Consider the following 17,041-nt stretch of genomic DNA (forward strand, 5'->3'; position numbering starts at 1 on the left):
ACAACAACCAACCGGACGTTCCTTGATCACGTAGCCGTAACCAGCCATCTCTGCGCAAGCGATGACGCGAGGTCACCGATCCATGGACACAAAAGATCAGCACGGCAGAACACGGTCCTCATCAGCGGCCCGAGCCGCCGCCGCGGCCCCCGCACGCAAGCGCCGGCGTCCCCGCCTGCTCCTCGCCGCCGGCGCGGCCGCGGCCTTCACCCTCACCGCGGGCCTCGCGACCCCGCTCAACCCGGCGCCGCAGCAGGCCGAGGCGAAGGACGACGGCAAGAAGACGCTGACCGTCGCGGTGGCACAGAGCGTCGACTCGCTCAGCCCGTTCATCGCGCAGCGGCTGCTCTCCACGAGCATCCACCGGCTGACGTACGAGTACCTGACGAACTACGACGCCAAGGACAACCACAGCATCCCGGCGTTCGCCACCAAATGGGAGCCGTCCGCGGACAAGCTCACCTGGACGTACACCATTCGGCCGAATTCGAAGTGGTCGGACGGGAAGAAGGCCACGGCCGAGGACGCCGCCTGGACGTTCAACAAGATCATGTCCAAGGAGGGCACGGCGACGCCGAACTCCAACTTCGTCACCAATTTCAAGAAGGTGACGGCCCCGAGCCCGACGAAACTCGTCGTCGAACTCAAGAAGCCGCAGTCGACCATGGCGGCGCTCGACATCCCGATCGTGCCCAAGCACGTCTGGGAGAAGGTCGACGACATCTCCAAGTTCAACAACGACAAGGATTTCCCGGTCGTCGGGAACGGTCCTTTCATCCTCACGGACTTCAAGGTCGACCAGTACGTGAAGCTGAAGGCCAACAAGGACTTCTGGCGCGGCGCGCCCAAGTTCGACGAGCTGGTCTTCAAGACGTACAAGGACCAGGACGCGGCCGTGGCCGCCCTGAAGAAGGGTGAGGTGTCCTTCGTCGCGGGCCAGCCCGCGCTGACGCCCGCTCAGGCCAACGGTCTCAAGGGCGAGCCGGACATCAAGGTGAACGAAGGCCCGGGCCGCCGCTTCTTCGCCCTGGCCACGAACCCCGGCGCGCGCACGCTCGACGGCAAGAAGTTCGGCGACGGCCACCCCGCGCTGCTCGACAAGCGGGTCCGGCAGGCGCTCTTCCTGTCCGTGGACCGCAAGACGATCGTCGACAAGGTGTTCCAGGGCAACGCCGTCGAGGGCGCCGGGTACATCCCGCCGCGCTTCTCCGAGTACGCCTGGAAGCCCTCTCCCGACCAGGAGCTGCGCTACGACCCGAAGCGGGCGGCGGCGCTCCTCGACGAGGCCGGGTACAAGAAGAAGGGCGGCAAGCGCGTCGGCAAGGACGGCAGGCCGCTCGACTTCCGGATCCTGTGCCACGCCACCGACCCGAACGACAAGGCGGTCGGCAAGTACCTCAAGGAGTGGTGGGGCGACCTCGGCATCGGCCTGAAGGTCAACTGTCTCGACGACGTGTCCGTGCCCTGGTACGCGGGTGAGTACGACCTCGCCTTCGACGGCTGGTCGGTGAACCCCGACCCGGACTTCGTCCTCGGCATCCACACCTGCCCCACGCTGCCGGAGAAGGCCAAGGAGAGCGCGGCGACCGACAACTTCATCTGCGACAAGAAGTTCGACCAGCTGTACGACAAGCAGCTCGCCGAGTACGACCCGGACAAGCGGGCCGCGCTCGTCAAGCAGATGCAGTCGTGGCTGTACGACTCGGGCTACATGAACGTCATGGCGTACCCGAACGCCGTGGAGGCCTACCGCACGGACCAGATCAAGTCCATCACCACCATGCCGTCGGCGGCGGGGAACATCTACGGTCAGGACGGCTATTGGAGTTGGTGGTCGGCGGTCCCGGCGAGTGGGAAGAGTTCTTCCGATGGTGGCAGCTCGACCGGTGTCATCATCGGTATCGCCGTCGCCGCGGTGGTGCTCGCGGGCGGCGGAGCCCTGATCGCCCTGCGCCGCCGCTCGACCGCAGAGGACCGCGAGTAACGCATGAGACACCAGCGGATGACAGCCAAGCGGACGTCCCCCCGCAGCACGAGTACGTCCCCGCACACCGCGAGTGACGCATGACCGGGGGCGAACGGAATCCGGCGGCGATCCTCGCCGCCGAGGCCGAGGCCAAGGACGCGGCTTCCGGCGGACCGGCCGATCCGGCCGGCCTCCGGGGCCGCGGCCCCCGGGCGGGCAACACGGCCGCCTATCTCCAGTACGTCGCCGGCAAGCTCGGCGGCGCCCTGATCTCGATGTTCGCCGTCCTCGTCACCAGCTTCTTCCTGTTCCGGCTCATCCCGGGCGACCCGGTGAAGCAGATGACGGGCGGGCGGCGGGTCTCCAGCGAGCAACTGGAAGCCATGCGCGCGGAGTTCGGGCTCGACCAGCCGGTGTGGAAGCAGTTCACGGACTACTGCGGCAACGTCCTCACCGGGGACTTCGGGACGTCGTACCAGTTCCACACGCCCGTGCTGGAGAAGATCACGGACGCGCTCGGCCCGACGCTGTGGCTCACCGGCACGGCGTACGTCCTCTACACGCTCATCGGCATCTGGCTGGGGACGCGCACGGCCTGGCGCCACGGACGCTTCGGCGACCGCTTCCACACCGGGCTCGCGCTGACGCTGTACTCGGTGCCGTCGTTCTGGCTCGGCCTTCTGCTCATCATCACGTTCTCCGTCGGAGTCGGGCCGCTGCCGGGGATGTTCCCGACGGGCGGCATGGAGAGCGGTGACGAGAGCGGGTTCGCGTACGTCGTCGACGTCGCGCACCACATGGTCCTGCCGGTGGTCACGCTGGTCGCCGTCGGGTACGCGCAGACGCTGCTCGTCATGCGCTCGTCGCTGCTCGACGAGATGGGCAGCGACTATCTGACGACGGCGCGGGCCAAGGGGCTGCGGGACGACCTGGTGCGGCGGCGGCACGCCGTGCCGAACGCGCTCCTTCCCACCGTCACGCTGATGTTCGTGAACCTGGGCACGGTGGTCGCGGGCGCGATCCTGGTCGAGACGGTGTTCTCCTGGCCCGGGCTCGGCGGCCTGTTCTACCAGGCCCTCAGCGTGCCGGACCTGCCGCTGGTGCAGGGGCTCTTCTTCGTCTTCGCGACGGCGGTGATCCTGATGAACACGGTGGCCGACGTGATCTATCCGCTGCTCGATCCCAGGGTGGGCCGATGACGACCGAGACCGCCTCCTCCGTCCCCGCGCCGCAGGAGCCCGAGAAGGCGGGCGCCCCGCGGGAGGCCAGGAGCCCGCGCGCCCTCGCCTGGACCCGCAGACGGCACTCCGCGGCCCGCTTCTGGCGGGAGTTCCGCACCCACAGGGCCGGGGTTCTCGGCCTGGTGGCGCTGGTCCTCATCGCCCTGGCCGCGGTGTTCGCGCCGCTGCTCGTCGGCTCCGACGCGCAGAGCGTCACGGAGGCGCCGGGCGAGGCCATGCAGTCACCGAGCGGCGAGTTCCCGCTCGGCACCGACCAGTTCGGCCGCGACCTGCTCGCGCTGCTCGTGTGGGGCGCGCGCATCTCGCTGACGGTCGGGCTGCTCGCGGCGTTCCTCTCGGTGGCGATCGGCACGGTCGTGGGGATCACCGCGGGTCACTTCCGGGGCTGGTACGCGACCGTCATCATGCGGGTCACGGACTGGTTCCTGGTGATGCCGACGCTCGTCCTCGCCATCGCGCTCGCGTCCGTGATGGACCGCTCCGTGTGGACCGTCATCCTCGCCATCGGCGTGACGACGTGGCCGACCACGGCCCGTCTGGTGCGCGCCCAGACCCTCGCCGTGGAGTCCCGGCCCTACATCGAGCGGGCGCAGGCGCTCGGCGGCGGCCACGGCCACATCATGGCCCGGCACGTGCTGCCCAACGTCATGCCGCTGGTCCTCGCCCAGACCACCCTCGTCATCTCCAGCGCGATCCTCACCGAGGCGACGCTCGCGTTCCTCGGCCTCGGCGACCCGACGGTCGTCTCCTGGGGCGGGCTGCTCCAGGACGCGCGCGAGGCGGGCGCGGTCAGCGCGGGCGACTGGTGGTATCTGGCGCCGCCCGGCATCGCGATCGCCGTCGTCGCGCTCGCGTTCACGCTGTGCGGGCGGGCCGTGGAGTCCGTGCTCAACCCCAGGCTGGGAGTGTCCCGTTGACCACCGAGACGACCGAGACCACGACGGCCGCCGAGGACGCCGGGCACCCCCTGCTCGACGTACGGGACCTCACGGTGACGTACGCGTCCGGGGCCGCCGCCGTCCGCGGCGTCGACCTCTCCGTGGCCGCCGGGCAGAAGCTGGGCGTGGCCGGGGAGTCGGGCTGCGGCAAGTCCACGCTGGCGCTCGCGCTGCTTCGGCTGCTGCCCGCGGGCACGAAGGTGACCGGCGAGATCCTGCTCGACGGCGAGGACGTGCTCACCATGAAGTGGGGCCGGGTGCGCGCGGTCCGCTGGGCGGGCGCGTCCGTCGTCTTCCAGGGCGCGATGCACTCCCTGAACGCGGTGCACCGCATCGGCGACCAGATCGCCGAGCCCATCCTGCTGCACAAGAAGGCGACTCCGGCAGGCGCCAAGAAGAAGGCCCGCGAGCTGCTCGAACACGTGGGCCTCCCGGGCGCACGCGCGGACGCCTACCCGCACGAGCTGTCCGGCGGCCAGCGCCAGCGCGTGATGATCGCGATGGCCCTCGCCTGCGATCCGCGCCTGATCATCGCGGACGAGCCGACGACGGCGCTCGACGTGATGATCCAGGCGCAGATCCTGCGCCTGATCGAGCAGCTCGTGGCCGAGCAGGACCTGGGTCTGATCATGATCAGCCATGACCTGGCGGTCCTGTCCGACACCTGCGACCGGCTCGCGGTGATGTACGCGGGGCGGGTGGTGGAGGAGGGCCCGGCGCGGGAGGTGTACGAGCGGGCGCGGCACCCCTACGGCAAGGCCCTGTCGGCGGCGTTCCCGCGCATCGGGGACCTGTCCTCGCGGTTCGCGCCCCGGGGCCTGCCCGGCGACCCGCCGGACCCCTCGGCGCTGCCCTCCGGCTGCACGTTCCATCCGCGCTGCCCGGAGGCGATCGAGTCCTGCTCGACGGACGACCCGGCGCTGCGCGCGGCGGGAGAGGCGCGGCGGGCGGCGTGCGTGCACGTGGGCGCGCCGGGGGCCGACGGTGCGGCGCGCCCTTCGGACCCGGTGGTGGAGGGGGCGCCGTGACGGGGCCGCGTTCCGGGGCGGGCGGGGCAGCGCCGCCTTCCGGGGCGGGCCGGAAAGTGCCGCCCCTCGCGGTGGGCCGGACAGCGCCACCCCGTGCGGCGGGCCGCAGCGTGAAGCGCCGGGAAGCGCGCCCCGCGTACGCCGCCGCGCCACCGCCCCGCGCCGCGCACCACCCGGCGTACGCCATGAACCGCCCACCCGGGCGCCCGGCCCCGAGGAGAAGCGCATGACCACCGAAGCCACCCTCGAACCGACCGAGCCCCCGACCGGTTCGGCGCCGCTCCTGACAGCCTCCGACCTGCGCGTCTCCTTTCCCGGGCGCCGGGGCGCCGACCCGGCGCGCGCGGTGGACGGCGTGGACCTCGACATCCGGCGGGGCGAGATCGTCGCGCTCGTGGGCGAGTCGGGCTGCGGCAAGACGACACTGGCCCGCTCCCTCCTCGGGCTCGTGCCGCCCACATCGGGCCGGGTCACCTTCGACGGCAAGCCGCTCGACTACCGGGGCCGCGCCCTGAAGGCGTACCGCAAGCGCGTCCAGCTCGTGCTCCAGGACCCGAGCGGCTCGCTCAACCCCCGGCACACGGTGTACGAGGCCGTGGCGGAGGGGCTGCGCATCCACGGGTACGGGGGCGACGAGCGGGCCGCCGTCGGCGCGGCCCTGTCCCGGGCGGGGCTGCGGCCGCCGGAGCGGTTCTTCCTGCGCTACCCGCACGAGCTGTCGGGCGGGCAGCGCCAGCGCGTCGTCATCGCGGGCGCCCTGGTCCTGGAGCCGGAGCTGATCGTGGCGGACGAGCCGGTGGCCTCCCTGGACGCGTCCGTGCGCGGCGAGATCCTGGCGCTGCTGCTCCGCTTGCGCGAGGACCTCGGACTCTCCGCCCTCGTCGTGACCCATGACCTGGGTCTGGCCTGGAACATCGCCGATCGGGTCGCCGTCATGTACCTGGGCCGGATCGTGGAGACCGGGGAGGTCGAGCAGGTCCTGACGGCACCTCAGCACCCTTACACCCAGGCCCTGTTGTCCGTCCTACCGGAGGCAGAGGGGGATCCTGTGGTGCTCACCGGCGAGCCGCCGGACCCGTCCCGGGTGCCGGGCGGGTGCCGCTTCCACGCGCGCTGCCAGATCCTCGCGAGCGGGGAGGCGGAGCGGGCCGGGGTCGCGGAGGACTGCCGCACGAAGGACCTGCCGGTGCTTTCCGGGGCCGGGGGGACGCAGGTGGCGTGCCACTGGGCGGCGGTCCGGGGCTGATCCGGCGGTCGGCGCACCGCCGACCGCCCTCCGGGCTCGTCCGCACCCTCCTCCCCCAAGCCCTCAAGGAGCAGGGGGATCCTCACGACGGGCTGAGGATCAGGCGCTCGGGCCCGCGTCAGGCGTCCGCCGCCGCGACCAGGTCCCGGGACTTCTTCACATCGTCCGCCATCGCGACGAGCAGTTCGTCGATCGAGTCGAACTTCGCCATGCCGCGGACGAAGGCCAGGAAGTCGACGGCGACGTGCAGGCCGTACAGGTCGAGGCCGACGCGGTCGATGGCGTAGGCCTCGACGGTGCGCTCGGTGCCGTCGAACGTGGGGTTGGTGCCGACCGAGATGGCCGCGGGCATCGCCTCGCCTTCGGCGTGCAGCCAGCCCGCGTAGACGCCGTCGGCGGGGATCGCGGTGTGCGGCAGGGTCTCGACGTTGGCTGTGGGGAAGCCCAGCTCGCGGCCGCGCTGGGCGCCGCGGACGACGACGCCCTCGACGCGGTGCGGGCGGCCCAGGATCTCGTGGGCGCCCGCGACGTCGCCCTCGGCGATGAGGCGCCGGGTGAGCGTGGACGAGAAGGGCTGGCCGCCGCCCGCGGTGCCGCTGACGTACAGGTCGATGACCTCGACCTCGTAGTCGTACGTCCGGCCGAGGTCGGCGAGGACCTCGACGTTGCCCGCGGCGCGGTGGCCGAAGCGGAAGTTGGGGCCCTCGACGACGGCCTTGGCGTGCAGCTTGTCGACGAGGACCTTCGCCACGAACTCGGCGGGCGACAGCTTCGAGAACTCGGTGGTGAAGGGGAGGATGAGGACGGCGTCCACACCGAGGTCGGCCATCAGCTCGGCGCGCCGGTGGTGCGGGGCGAGCAGCGGCGGGTGGCTGCCGGGGCGCACGACCTCGCTGGGGTGCGGGTCGAAGGTGACGACCACGGCGGGCACGCCCAGTTCACGGGCGCGGGCGACCGCCCGGCCGATGATCAGCTGGTGACCGCGGTGCACGCCGTCGTAGGAACCAATGGTGACGACGCTGCGCCCCCAGTCCTGGGGGATGTCCTCCAAGCCACGCCAGCGCTGCACTGTCTTCGCTCCTCGCCGAACCCGTGTATGTATCCGTACGCCCGTACGTCTGTACGTTCCCTTGTCGATCGCGCAGGTCTAAGACTGCCATGCCGACAGTTTGTCGCCCGCATCGGCCGGGGTGGCGGAGCTCACGCCGACACGGGCACCTCGCCGGTCAGGTGCTCGATGGTGCGCCGGGCGCTCGGCCCGACCAGCGCGGCCCAGTCCTGCGGGGCGTCCGCGAGCCAGCCCATCAGGCGCATGGCGAAGCCGGGGACGCGCCGGGCCACGTCGACCAGGGCGCGGTCGAAGGCGGTGGCGCCCTCCGGGGTGCGGACCGCGAGGAGGGCGGTGCGGCGGACGAGGTCGCGGTCGCGTTCGGCGCCGCCGCCCCGGCCGCCGACGGCGCGCAGCACGGCGTCGAAGACGGCGGGCTCGCGCTCGGCGGCGAGCAACAGGTCGAGCAGTTCGGTGCGCAGGGGCCGTGAGACGGGGGTGCCGGGGGCGGCCAGGACGGGGGCGAGGGCGACGCGCACGTCCGCGCCGCGGCCCTTCAGCAGAGCGACGACCAGCGGGAACAGCTCGGCTCGCACCTCCGGTCCGTGTTCCAGGCGCAGGTCCACATGGGCCGCCGCGTCCCCGGCGGCGCGCGGGCACTGTTCCACGCGCTCGCGGACGAGGTCCGCCACGCGCCGGGCCAGGGCCGGCGAGGGCACGTCCCGGAGGCCGCGCAGGACCTCGGCGGTGCCGGTGTCGCGGGCGCGCAGCCGGTCGCGGAAGGCGGCGAGGACCGGCTCGGGGTGGGTGGTGAGGGCCGTGGCGAGGGCGCTCGCGGGCAGGCCGGGGTCGCCGGTGGCGAAGAGGCGCAGGGCGTGCGGGAGGTGGCGGGCGCGGCTGTGCGGGTCGCGGACGAGGAGGGCGAGGGCGGCGCCGTGCAGGGCCTCGTCGCCGGGGCGCTCGAGGAGCGTCTGGGCCGCGTACCGCAGGAGGCGGCGGTCGGCCTCGCCGGTGGTGTGCCGGGCGGCGCGGGGGGCGTGGGTGGCGGCGGCGACGCGGCGGGCGGGGCGGGCGTCGTGGGCCCAGCGGTCGACCGCGCGGCACAGGGCGGACGGCTCGTCCTCGGCGAGGGCGCCCAGGAGTTCGTCGGCGCGCGGGTGCGTGCAGTCCACCAGGGCCTCGGTGAGGTCGTCGACCGCGCGGTGTCGGTGCGTGTGCAGGAGCGCCTGGGCGGCGGACGCGACGGTCGCCTCGGGGGCGGCGCGCAGCGGCCTCTCGTCGGCGAACCAGCGGGTCAGGTGATGCTGTACGGCGGCGGGGTCGGCGGCGAGGCGCTCCGCGACGGCGTCCAGGCAGCGGCGGCCGGTGCCGGGCGGGCCGTCGTGCACCACGACGGCCCGCAGCAGCTCGAACCTGGCCGCTTCCGAGAGGGGCAGCGCCAGCCAGAAGTCGGGGCCGAACTGGCGTTGGGCAGCGAGGCGTTGGAGCACGGCGCGGTACGGAGTCGCGTCGGCGACGCGGAGCAGTGTCTCCCGCACGAGGTGCCGCGCCCACCAGCGCGCGCTCCCCACGTCGGCCGTCACCTCCGGCCCGACGCCGCCGCCCGCCTCGGCCCCGGATCGCCCCTGCGCGGGGTGCGCGCTGTCCGGCGCCCCGGGGGCGGCCCCCTCCGCACCCACCGCGCCCCCCGCCGCTCCGGCACCGGCCCCACCACCCCGGGCCGCCGCTCCCCGGCGCCCGCCCCACCCACCCACCCGTGGCTGAGGGACACCAGCGCAATCGGGACCGACCCGCTCACCGCACACCGCCACGTCCCCACGGCCCCCGAGCACCCCAGCACCCCTCTGCGCACCCGCCTCCTCCACGAGCACTCCAGCACCTCCGGCCGCACCCGCCTCCTCCACGAGCACCCCAGCACCCCCCACCACACCCGACGGCACTCCGACCACCCCGTCGGCCCCTGCCTCCCCCATTCCTCCGAACACCTCAAGCGCCCCCACCAACTCCCCCAGCCTCACGGCGAGCTCCTCGGTGCCCCGTTGGCGTTCCAGGCCCAGCAAGGCCTGGAGGACCGGGCCGGCGCGGTGGCGGGGTACCGGGAGGGAACGGGGTGGGGCGTGGGGGTGGGCGTGGCGCAGGATCAGGGAGGTGAGGGCTGCGTCGACGTCGAGGTGGAGGCCCTGGAGCCAGTCGCCGACTTCCTCGTGGGCGAAGCGGTAGCCGGAGCCCGCGGGGACGAGGATCCCTTCGGTGAGGACGGCCGAGGCCCAGCCCGTGCAGGTGGGGGCGCCCTTGCCGGGCAACGCCCCCCAGGGGAAGACCGTCTCGAAGGCGCGGCGGTCGAGCTGCCCCTGGCCGGGGCCGAGGCAGCGCCGGGCGGCCTCGTGGACCTGCCCGGACACCTTCGCCGCGAGGCGCCGTACGGCCGTGCCGCGCAGCCCGCTGTCGGCGGCGAGCCGCACGGCGACGCGCAGGCAGAGGAGGTCGAGGTGGGCGGCGAACACCTCCTCGCGGCAGGGCCGTCCGGCGGGGGCGGCGTCCGGGAGCGCCGCCGTGACCTCGGACAGGAGCCGCAGCGTCAGGGGGTGGCCCGCCTCGGCGTCGGCGAGCGCGCCGTCCGCGACGCCGTACCGCTCCCGGGCCCGGCGTGCCTGCGGCTCGGGCAGCTCGCCGATGCGTACGCAGCCGGGCAGCGGAGCCCGGGAGCGGTCGGCCGTCGCGGCGCCCTCCGGGACGTGCAGCAGCTCGGGCGGGAAGTGCGCCCCGGCCTGCTCCCAGTACTCCGCGCGGCAGGCCACGACGAGGCGCGCCCCGGTGTCCCGCAGCCATCCCGCGGTCCCTGTGCTCCACCCGGCGAGGCGGTGGGCGAGCACGGGCGGCATCTCCTCGGGTCCGTCGAGCAGGAGCAGCAGGGGGCGGCCCGCCTCCCGGACGAGCCGGGCGACGCGGCCCGCGGAGATGTCCCCGAGCCCGTCGTCGCCGCCCGCCGCGGCGTCCGACGCGGCGAGGATGCGTCCGGCCCGCTCCAGGGCGCGGCCCACCGCGTCGGCCACGGAGGTGTCCGCGTCCCGCAGGTCGGCGCCGCGCAGCCACAGGGTGGGGGCCGGTTCGGCGCCCCGGGCGCGGCGGCGGGCGAGGGCGGCGAGTTCCGTGGTACGGCCGGTGCCGGGGTCGCCGACGAGGCCGAGGACGCGCGCGGGCCCGGCGGCGAAGCGGGTGAACTCTCGGCAGGTTTCGGGGCGTTCGACCGGCGCGGGGTCGAGGGCGCGCGGCCCGTCGGAGCCGAGCGAGGTGGCCGTGAGGTGCAGCGCGCCCGCGAGGTTCAGGTCGGGGCCGAAGCCGGGCACGGTCGCGGCGTTGCGCGCGAGCAGGGCGGCGAGCGGCCCGTCGGGGTCGGCGGCGGCCGCGGCCCGCAGCGGCACGGCGAACCCGGCGGCGCGGTGCGGGGCCTGCAGCGCGGTGGCGAGGACGGCGAGCACGGCGCCGGACGCGGCGTCCACGACGGGCCCGCCCGCGGCGCCGCCGCCGAGCCGCAGCGCGTCCGCCCCGTCGGTGCCGATGGCCAGCTCCATCGCGGCGTCGATGAGGTGGAAGCGGTCCGTTGCGGTGTAGGTGACGGCGGCCGAGTCCAGGACCCTGGCCTGGCGCCAGCCGCCCGTGGCGATGCGGACGTACGAGCCGACGTCCACGCTGTCGCGCGCGGTGACGGGCAGCGGGCGCAGGTCGAGGCCGTGGGTGCGGACGAGGGCGAGGTCGCTCTCCGGGAGCGCGGTGACGGCGTCGGCGGCCACGACGCAGGTGCGCTCACCGGGCGCGTGCAGCACTATCCGAGCGAGGCCGTCGACCGCCTCGTGGCTGGTGACGACGGTGCCGTGGTCGTCGGCGGCGAAGCCGTGGCCGCGCGGCCGTCCGGCGAGGTCGCAGATCCGCACCAGGGACCGCTCGGGCTCGCGCCAGGCGTCGCGGCCCACCGTCCACTCACTCCGGTCACTCCGGTCACGCTGGTCATGCCCGTCAATCCAGTCGCTCCGGCCCCGGTCCCGCTCCGCGCCGCCCCGGGCTCGCGGGCCCCGTCCCGCCATGCTCGAACCTCCCAGCCGCACCCCGTACCTTCGACCGTAGGTCGGTGATGATCAGCCGGACAGAACGCGAGCCGAACGCGCCCCCTTCCGCTCCCTCGCTTCACTCCGAGCGCCTGCCCGTAGGGGTGAATCGGGGAGTGGGGGTGGATACACCTCCTGAAGGGGGGACTGTGGAGCGGCGGACCACCGTCCGCCGCTCCACAACAAGTCCCGCACCGCACAGGCGATCTGCGTGCGGGTCAGGAGAAGACGGCGAGGCTCTTCGCCTTGCCCTTCGACTCCTGCGCGAGGACCAGGAAGCGCCCCTCGGGCCCGAAGACGGCGACAGGTCCGGCGCCCGCGTACTCGTCCGGCATGTCGATCCGCACGCCGTTGGCGAGCAGCCGCGCCCGCTTCTCGTCGACGTCCCAGCGGGGGAACGCCGCGGTGGCCGCGTCGGCGACCGGCATCACCGTCAGCTCCTCCTGGAGCTGGTCGAGGGTCTTCGCCGAGTCCAGCTTGTAGGGCCCGACGCGGGTGCGGCGCAGCGCCGTCAGGTGACCGCCGACGCCCACGTCGGCGCCGAGGTCACGGGCGAGGGCGCGGATGTACGTACCGGAGGAGCAGACGACGGACACGACCAGGTCCAGGACGGGGGTGCCGTCCTCGGCGACCGCGTCCCGGATGTCGTACACCTGGAAGGAGGAGACCGTGACCGGGCGGGCCGGGATCTCGAAGTCCTCGCCCTGGCGGGCGCGCGCGTACGACCGCTTGCCGTCGATCTTGATGGCGCTGACCTTCGACGGGACCTGCATGATGTCGCCGGACAGCTTGGCGATGCCCGCATCGACGGCGTCGCGCTTGACGCCGGAGGCGTCCGCGGACGAGGTGATCTCGCCCTCCGCGTCGTCCGTGACCGTGGACTGGCCGAGGCGGATCGTGCCGAGATACTCCTTCTCGGTGAGCGCCAGGTGGCCGAGCAGCTTCGTGGCCCGCTCGACGCCGAGCACGAGGACGCCCGTCGCCATCGGGTCGAGGGTGCCCGCGTGCCCGACGCGGCGGGTCTTCGCGATGCCCCGCATCTTGGCGACCACGTCGTGCGAAGTGAAGCCGGACGGCTTGTCGACGATGACAAGTCCCTCCCGTCTCCCACCGCCGCCCTTGCCCGAGAGCGCTGCGCGCTCGCCCCCGTCTTCTTGCGTGGTGCTGCGCTTGGTCATTACGAGGCGTCGCCGTCCTTGTCGGCGCTGCCGTCCGCGGCGTCCTCGGTGTCGTCCTCCGGCTTGCGGTACGGGTCGGCGCCGCCCGCGAACTCGGCGCCCGCGGAGGCCTCGCGGACCTTCGCGTCCGAGGCGCGTGCCCGGTCGAGGAGGTCCTCGATGGCCCGGGCGTTGTCCGGGAGGGCGTCGGCCACGAAGGTCAGCGTCGGCGTGAACTTCACGCCCGCCGCCCGGCCGACCTCGGAGCGGAGCACGCCCTTGGCGCTCTCCAGGCCCGCGGCGGCGGCCGCGCGCTCCTCGTCGTCCCCGTAGACCGTGTAGAAGACGGTCGCCTCCCGCAGGTCACCCGTGACCCGGGTGTCCGTGATGGTGACATGCGAGCCGAGCCGCGGGTCCTTGATCCCGCGCTGCAGCTTCTGGGCCACCACCTCTCGGATGAGGTCCGCCAGCCTCTTCGCCCGCGCGTTGTCGGCCACTGCTCCGTCTCCTTCTGTGCTGTGCTCGTCGCTGGTCGTTCAGGTCGTTCAAGCGTCGTCGTCACCGTGGAAGCGCCGCCGTACGGACAGCAGCTCCACTTCGGGCCGGGCGGCGACGAGCCGCTCGCACCGGTCCAGTACGTCCGTGATGTGCCCCGCGTCCCCGGAGACCAGCGCCAGGCCGATCTCGCTCCTGCGGTGCAGTTCCTGGTGGCCGACCTCCGCCACGCTCACCGCGTACTTCCGCTGGAGCTCCGCCACGATCGGGCGGACGAGGGAGCGCTTCTCCTTCAGCGAATGTACGTCGCCGAGGAGCAGGTCGAAGGACAGAGTCCCCACATACATATGTGTCCCGGATAACCCGCCGGTGCGGGATCGCGCCCTGCGCACGGTTGGCAGGGTCACCAGAACCGTACAACGCGGGCCGGGGCTAGCTCGACGGAGTTTCGCCCCCGCCGCCCCTACCCGTCCCGTACCTGGGGCTCCGCCCCAGACCCCTCAAACGCCGGAGGGGCTATAAATCTCGCCGGTGCGGCAAGGTTTCAGCCCGTCCGGCGTTTGAGGACGAGGCGCGGAGCGCCGAAAGCGGGGGAAAGGGGGCGCAGCCCCCATGAGAAGCGGGGGCTGCCCAGGGGAACACCCCGGGCAGCCCCCGTCCGCAAACGCTAGGCCCGCGGCTTCTCGCGCATCTCGTACGTCGCGATGACGTCGTCCACCTTGATGTCGTTGAAGTTGCCGAGGTTGATACCGCCCTCGAACCCTTCGCGGATCTCGGTGACGTCGTCCTTGAAGCGACGCAGGCCCTCGATGTTGAGGTTCTCCGCGATGACCTTGCCGTCGCGGAGCAGTCGGGCCTTGGTGTTGCGCTTGACCTCGCCGGAGCGGATGAGCACACCCGCGATGTTGCCCAGCTTGGACGAGCGGAAGACCTCGCGGATCTCCGCCGTGCCGAGCTCGACCTCTTCGTACTCCGGCTTGAGCATGCCCTTGAGGGCCGCCTCGATCTCCTCGATGGCCTGGTAGATCACCGAGTAGTAGCGGACGTCGACGCCCTCGCGCTCCGCCATCTGCGCGGCACGTCCTGCCGCGCGGACGTTGAAGCCGATGACGATGGCGTCGGAGCCCATGGCCAGGTCGATGTCCGACTCGGTGACCGCACCCACGCCGCGGTGCAGCACGCGGATGTCGACCTCCTCGCCGACGTCCAGCTGGAGCAGGGAGGACTCCAGGGCCTCGACGGAACCAGAAGCGTCACCCTTGATGATGAGGTTGAGCTGCTGGATCTCGCCGGCCTTGAGCACCTTGTCCAGGTCCTCGAGCGAGACACGGCGGACGCGCTTGGCGAACGCGGCGTTGCGCTCGCGGGCGGCGCGCTTCTCGGCGATCTGACGGGCCGTACGGTCCTCGTCGACGACCAGGAAGTTGTCGCCCGCGCCCGGGACGTTGGTGAGACCCAGGACGAGGACCGGGGTCGAGGGACCCGCCTCTTCCACGGTCTCGCCCTTGTCGTCGAGCATCGCGCGGACTCGGCCGTACGCGTCGCCGGCGACCATCGTGTCACCGACGCGCAGCGTGCCGCGCTGGACCAGGACGGTCGCGACGGCGCCGCGGCCCTTGTCCAGGTGCGCCTCGATCGCGATGCCCTGCGCGTCCTGCTCCGGGTTGGCCCGCAGGTCGAGCGAGGCGTCGGCGGTGAGGACGACGGCCTCCAGCAGGGAGTCGATGTTGAGACCCTGCTTGGCGGAGATGTCGACGAACATCGTGTCGCCGCCGTACTCCTCGGCCACCAGACCGAACTCGGTCAGCTGACCGCGCACCTTGGTCGGGTCCGCGCCCTCGACGTCGATCTTGTTGACCGCGACCACGATCGGCACGTCGGCCGCCTTGGCGTGATTCAGCGCCTCGATCGTCTGGGGCATCACACCGTCGTTGGCCGCGACCACGAGGATCGCGATGTCGGTGGACTTGGCACCACGGGCACGCATGGCGGTGAACGCCTCGTGACCCGGGGTGTCGATGAAGGTGATCGCGCGGTCTTCGCCGTTGACCTCGGTGGCGACCTGGTACGCACCGATGTGCTGCGTGATGCCGCCCGCCTCGCCCGCGATGACGTTCGTCTTGCGGATGGCGTCGAGCAGTCGGGTCTTGCCGTGGTCGACGTGGCCCATGACGGTCACGACCGGCGGGCGGGACATGAGCGCCTCTTCGCCGCCCTCGTCCTCGCCGAACTCGATGGAGAACGACTCGAGCAGCTCGCGGTCCTCCTCCTCGGGGCTGACGATCTGAACGGTGTAGTTCATCTCGTCGCCGAGGAGCTGCAGCGTCTCGTCGGAGACGGACTGCGTGGCCGTGACCATCTCGCCGAGGTTCATCATCACCGCGACGAGCGACGCCGGGTTGGCGTTGATCTTCTCGGCGAAGTCGGTGAGGGAGGCACCACGCGACAGGCGAACGGTCTCGCCGTTGCCGCGCGGCAGCATCACGCCGCCGACCGACGGGGCCTGCATGGCCTCGTACTCCTGGCGCCTCTGCCGCTTCGACTTGCGACCGCGCCGCGCCGGACCGCCGGGACGGCCGAAGGCGCCCTGCGTGCCACCGCGGCCACCCGGACCACCGGGACGGCCACCGAAGCCGGGACGACCGCCGAAGCCGCCGCCACCACCGGGACGACCGGCACCGCCGCCACCGGGACCACCCGGACGACCGGCGAAGCCACCGCCGCCACCGCCCGGACCACCGGGACGACCGGCGAAGCCGGGACGGCCGCCGCCGCCACCGGGACGACCGCCGCCACCGGGGCCACGGCCACCGCCGGGGCCACCACCGGGACGCGGGCCCGCGGCGGGACGCTGCGGCATCATGCCCGGGTTGGGACGGTTGCCGCCGGGGCCGCCGCCCGGACGCGGCGCCTGCGGGCGCGGCATTCCGGCCGGGGACGGACGAGCGCCGCCCTGACCCTGCGGACGGGGACCACCCTGGCCGCCGCCCTGGCCCTGGCCCTGCGGGCGCGGGCCGCCGGGGGCACCCTGGCCACCGGGGCGCGGGGCGCCGCCCGGACGGGGCGCCTGCGGGCGCGCCATGCCGGTGGAGCCACCAGAGGTGAAGGGGTTGTTGCCCGGGCGCGGACCGGCCGGACGGCCGCCCGGACGCGGGGCGCCACCCTGGCCGCCGGGGCGCGGGGCGCCCTGACGGTCACCGCGGTCGCCGCCGCGCTGACCCTGACCCTGGCCCTGCCCCTGGCCGGGCGCCGGACGGGCGCCGGGCTTCGGGGCGCCGGGGCGGGCGCCGGGACGCGGGCCCGCCGGGGCCGAGGTGCCGGAGGCACCCGAGGACGCCGCGGGGGCGGCCGGGGGTGCGGTGAACTCGGGCGCGGCCGGAGCCGGAGCCGCCGGGGCGGGCTTCGGCGTCGCGGGCTTGGGCGCGACCGGACCCGGGCGGGGGCCCGGAGCGGGCGCCGCGGCGGGCTTGTCGGCAGCGGCCGGCTTGGGCGCCGGCGGCTTGGGCGCGGCCGGCTTGGCGGCCTGCGCGGGAGAGGGTGCCGACGGGCTCGCCGGCTTGGGGGCGGCCGCCTTGCGGGGCGCCCCGGGCTTGGCAGCGGGCTTGCCGTTGCCGCCCTGCTGCAATGCGTCAGTCAGTTTGCGTACTACGGGCGCCTCGATCGTCGAGGACGCCGAACGTACGAATTCACCGAGTTCTTGGAGCTTGGCCATGACGACCTTGCTCTCCACGCCGAACTCCTTGGCGAGTTCGTATACCCGGACCTTAGCCACTTCGCTCCTTTTAGGTCCGGGTTACGCCGGACCGTCGCTACTTCATG

At 73.4% G+C, this 17,041-nt stretch carries 11 protein-coding genes; 5 read left to right on the forward strand and 6 right to left on the reverse strand.

The window, feature by feature from the left end; genetic code table 11:
• Nucleotides 1–82: 82 nt before the first annotated feature.
• The 5 genes from QUY26_RS09920 (at nucleotide 83) to QUY26_RS09940 (ending at nucleotide 6,419) form a co-directional block, all read left to right on the forward strand.
• Entirely contained in the window at nucleotides 83–1,984 is a 1,902-nt protein-coding gene (locus tag QUY26_RS09920) for an ABC transporter substrate-binding protein (RefSeq protein ID WP_289945129.1), read from the forward strand.
• 80 nt (nucleotides 1,985–2,064) lie between these two features.
• Nucleotides 2,065–3,165, forward strand: coding sequence for an ABC transporter permease (locus QUY26_RS09925; protein ID WP_289945131.1), 1,101 nt, complete (start codon nucleotides 2,065–2,067; stop codon nucleotides 3,163–3,165).
• Nucleotides 3,162–4,124, forward strand: coding sequence for an ABC transporter permease (locus QUY26_RS09930; protein WP_289945133.1), 963 nt, complete (start codon nucleotides 3,162–3,164; stop codon nucleotides 4,122–4,124). The genes QUY26_RS09925 and QUY26_RS09930 overlap by 4 nt, the downstream gene beginning before the upstream one ends.
• On the forward strand, nucleotides 4,121–5,173 hold the full coding sequence (locus tag QUY26_RS09935; protein ID WP_289945135.1) for an ABC transporter ATP-binding protein: 1,053 nt from the start codon (nucleotides 4,121–4,123) through the stop codon (nucleotides 5,171–5,173). Before QUY26_RS09930 ends, QUY26_RS09935 begins: the two co-directional genes overlap by 4 nt.
• Before the next feature lie 226 nt (nucleotides 5,174–5,399).
• Nucleotides 5,400–6,419 (forward strand): ABC transporter ATP-binding protein, encoded by a 1,020-nt coding sequence (locus QUY26_RS09940; protein ID WP_289945137.1) that lies wholly within the window; start codon nucleotides 5,400–5,402, stop codon nucleotides 6,417–6,419.
• Nucleotides 6,420–6,537: 118 nt separating this feature from the next.
• Here QUY26_RS09940 and QUY26_RS09945 read toward each other — a convergent pair whose 3' ends face one another.
• The 6 genes from QUY26_RS09945 to infB all read right to left on the reverse strand — a co-directional run bounded on the left by QUY26_RS09945 (nucleotide 6,538) and on the right by infB (nucleotide 16,994).
• On the reverse strand, nucleotides 6,538–7,488 hold the full coding sequence (locus tag QUY26_RS09945; protein ID WP_289945140.1) for a bifunctional riboflavin kinase/FAD synthetase: 951 nt from the start codon (nucleotides 7,486–7,488) through the stop codon (nucleotides 6,538–6,540).
• Between the two features lie 131 nt (nucleotides 7,489–7,619).
• Complete coding sequence (locus QUY26_RS09950; RefSeq protein ID WP_436840297.1) at nucleotides 7,620–11,549, reverse strand: serine protease; 3,930 nt, start codon at nucleotides 11,547–11,549, stop codon at nucleotides 7,620–7,622.
• Between the two features lie 239 nt (nucleotides 11,550–11,788).
• Nucleotides 11,789–12,748: a tRNA pseudouridine(55) synthase TruB gene (gene truB / locus QUY26_RS09955; protein WP_289945143.1), complete on the reverse strand. Its 960-nt coding sequence runs from the start codon at nucleotides 12,746–12,748 to the stop codon at nucleotides 11,789–11,791.
• Entirely contained in the window at nucleotides 12,748–13,224 is a 477-nt protein-coding gene (gene rbfA / locus QUY26_RS09960; protein ID WP_289945146.1) for a 30S ribosome-binding factor RbfA, read from the reverse strand. Before rbfA ends, truB begins: the two co-directional genes overlap by 1 nt.
• A gap of 48 nt (nucleotides 13,225–13,272) precedes the next feature.
• Nucleotides 13,273–13,569, reverse strand: a complete 297-nt coding sequence (locus QUY26_RS09965) for a DUF503 domain-containing protein (protein ID WP_289945147.1) — start codon at nucleotides 13,567–13,569, stop codon at nucleotides 13,273–13,275.
• Between the two features lie 320 nt (nucleotides 13,570–13,889).
• Nucleotides 13,890–16,994: a translation initiation factor IF-2 gene (infB, locus tag QUY26_RS09970; protein WP_289945149.1), complete on the reverse strand. Its 3,105-nt coding sequence runs from the start codon at nucleotides 16,992–16,994 to the stop codon at nucleotides 13,890–13,892.
• Between the last annotated feature and the right edge of the window lie 47 nt (nucleotides 16,995–17,041).

Origin of the sequence: Streptomyces flavofungini (assembly GCF_030388665.1) — a bacterium.
GTDB lineage: Bacteria > Actinomycetota > Actinomycetes > Streptomycetales > Streptomycetaceae > Streptomyces > Streptomyces flavofungini_A.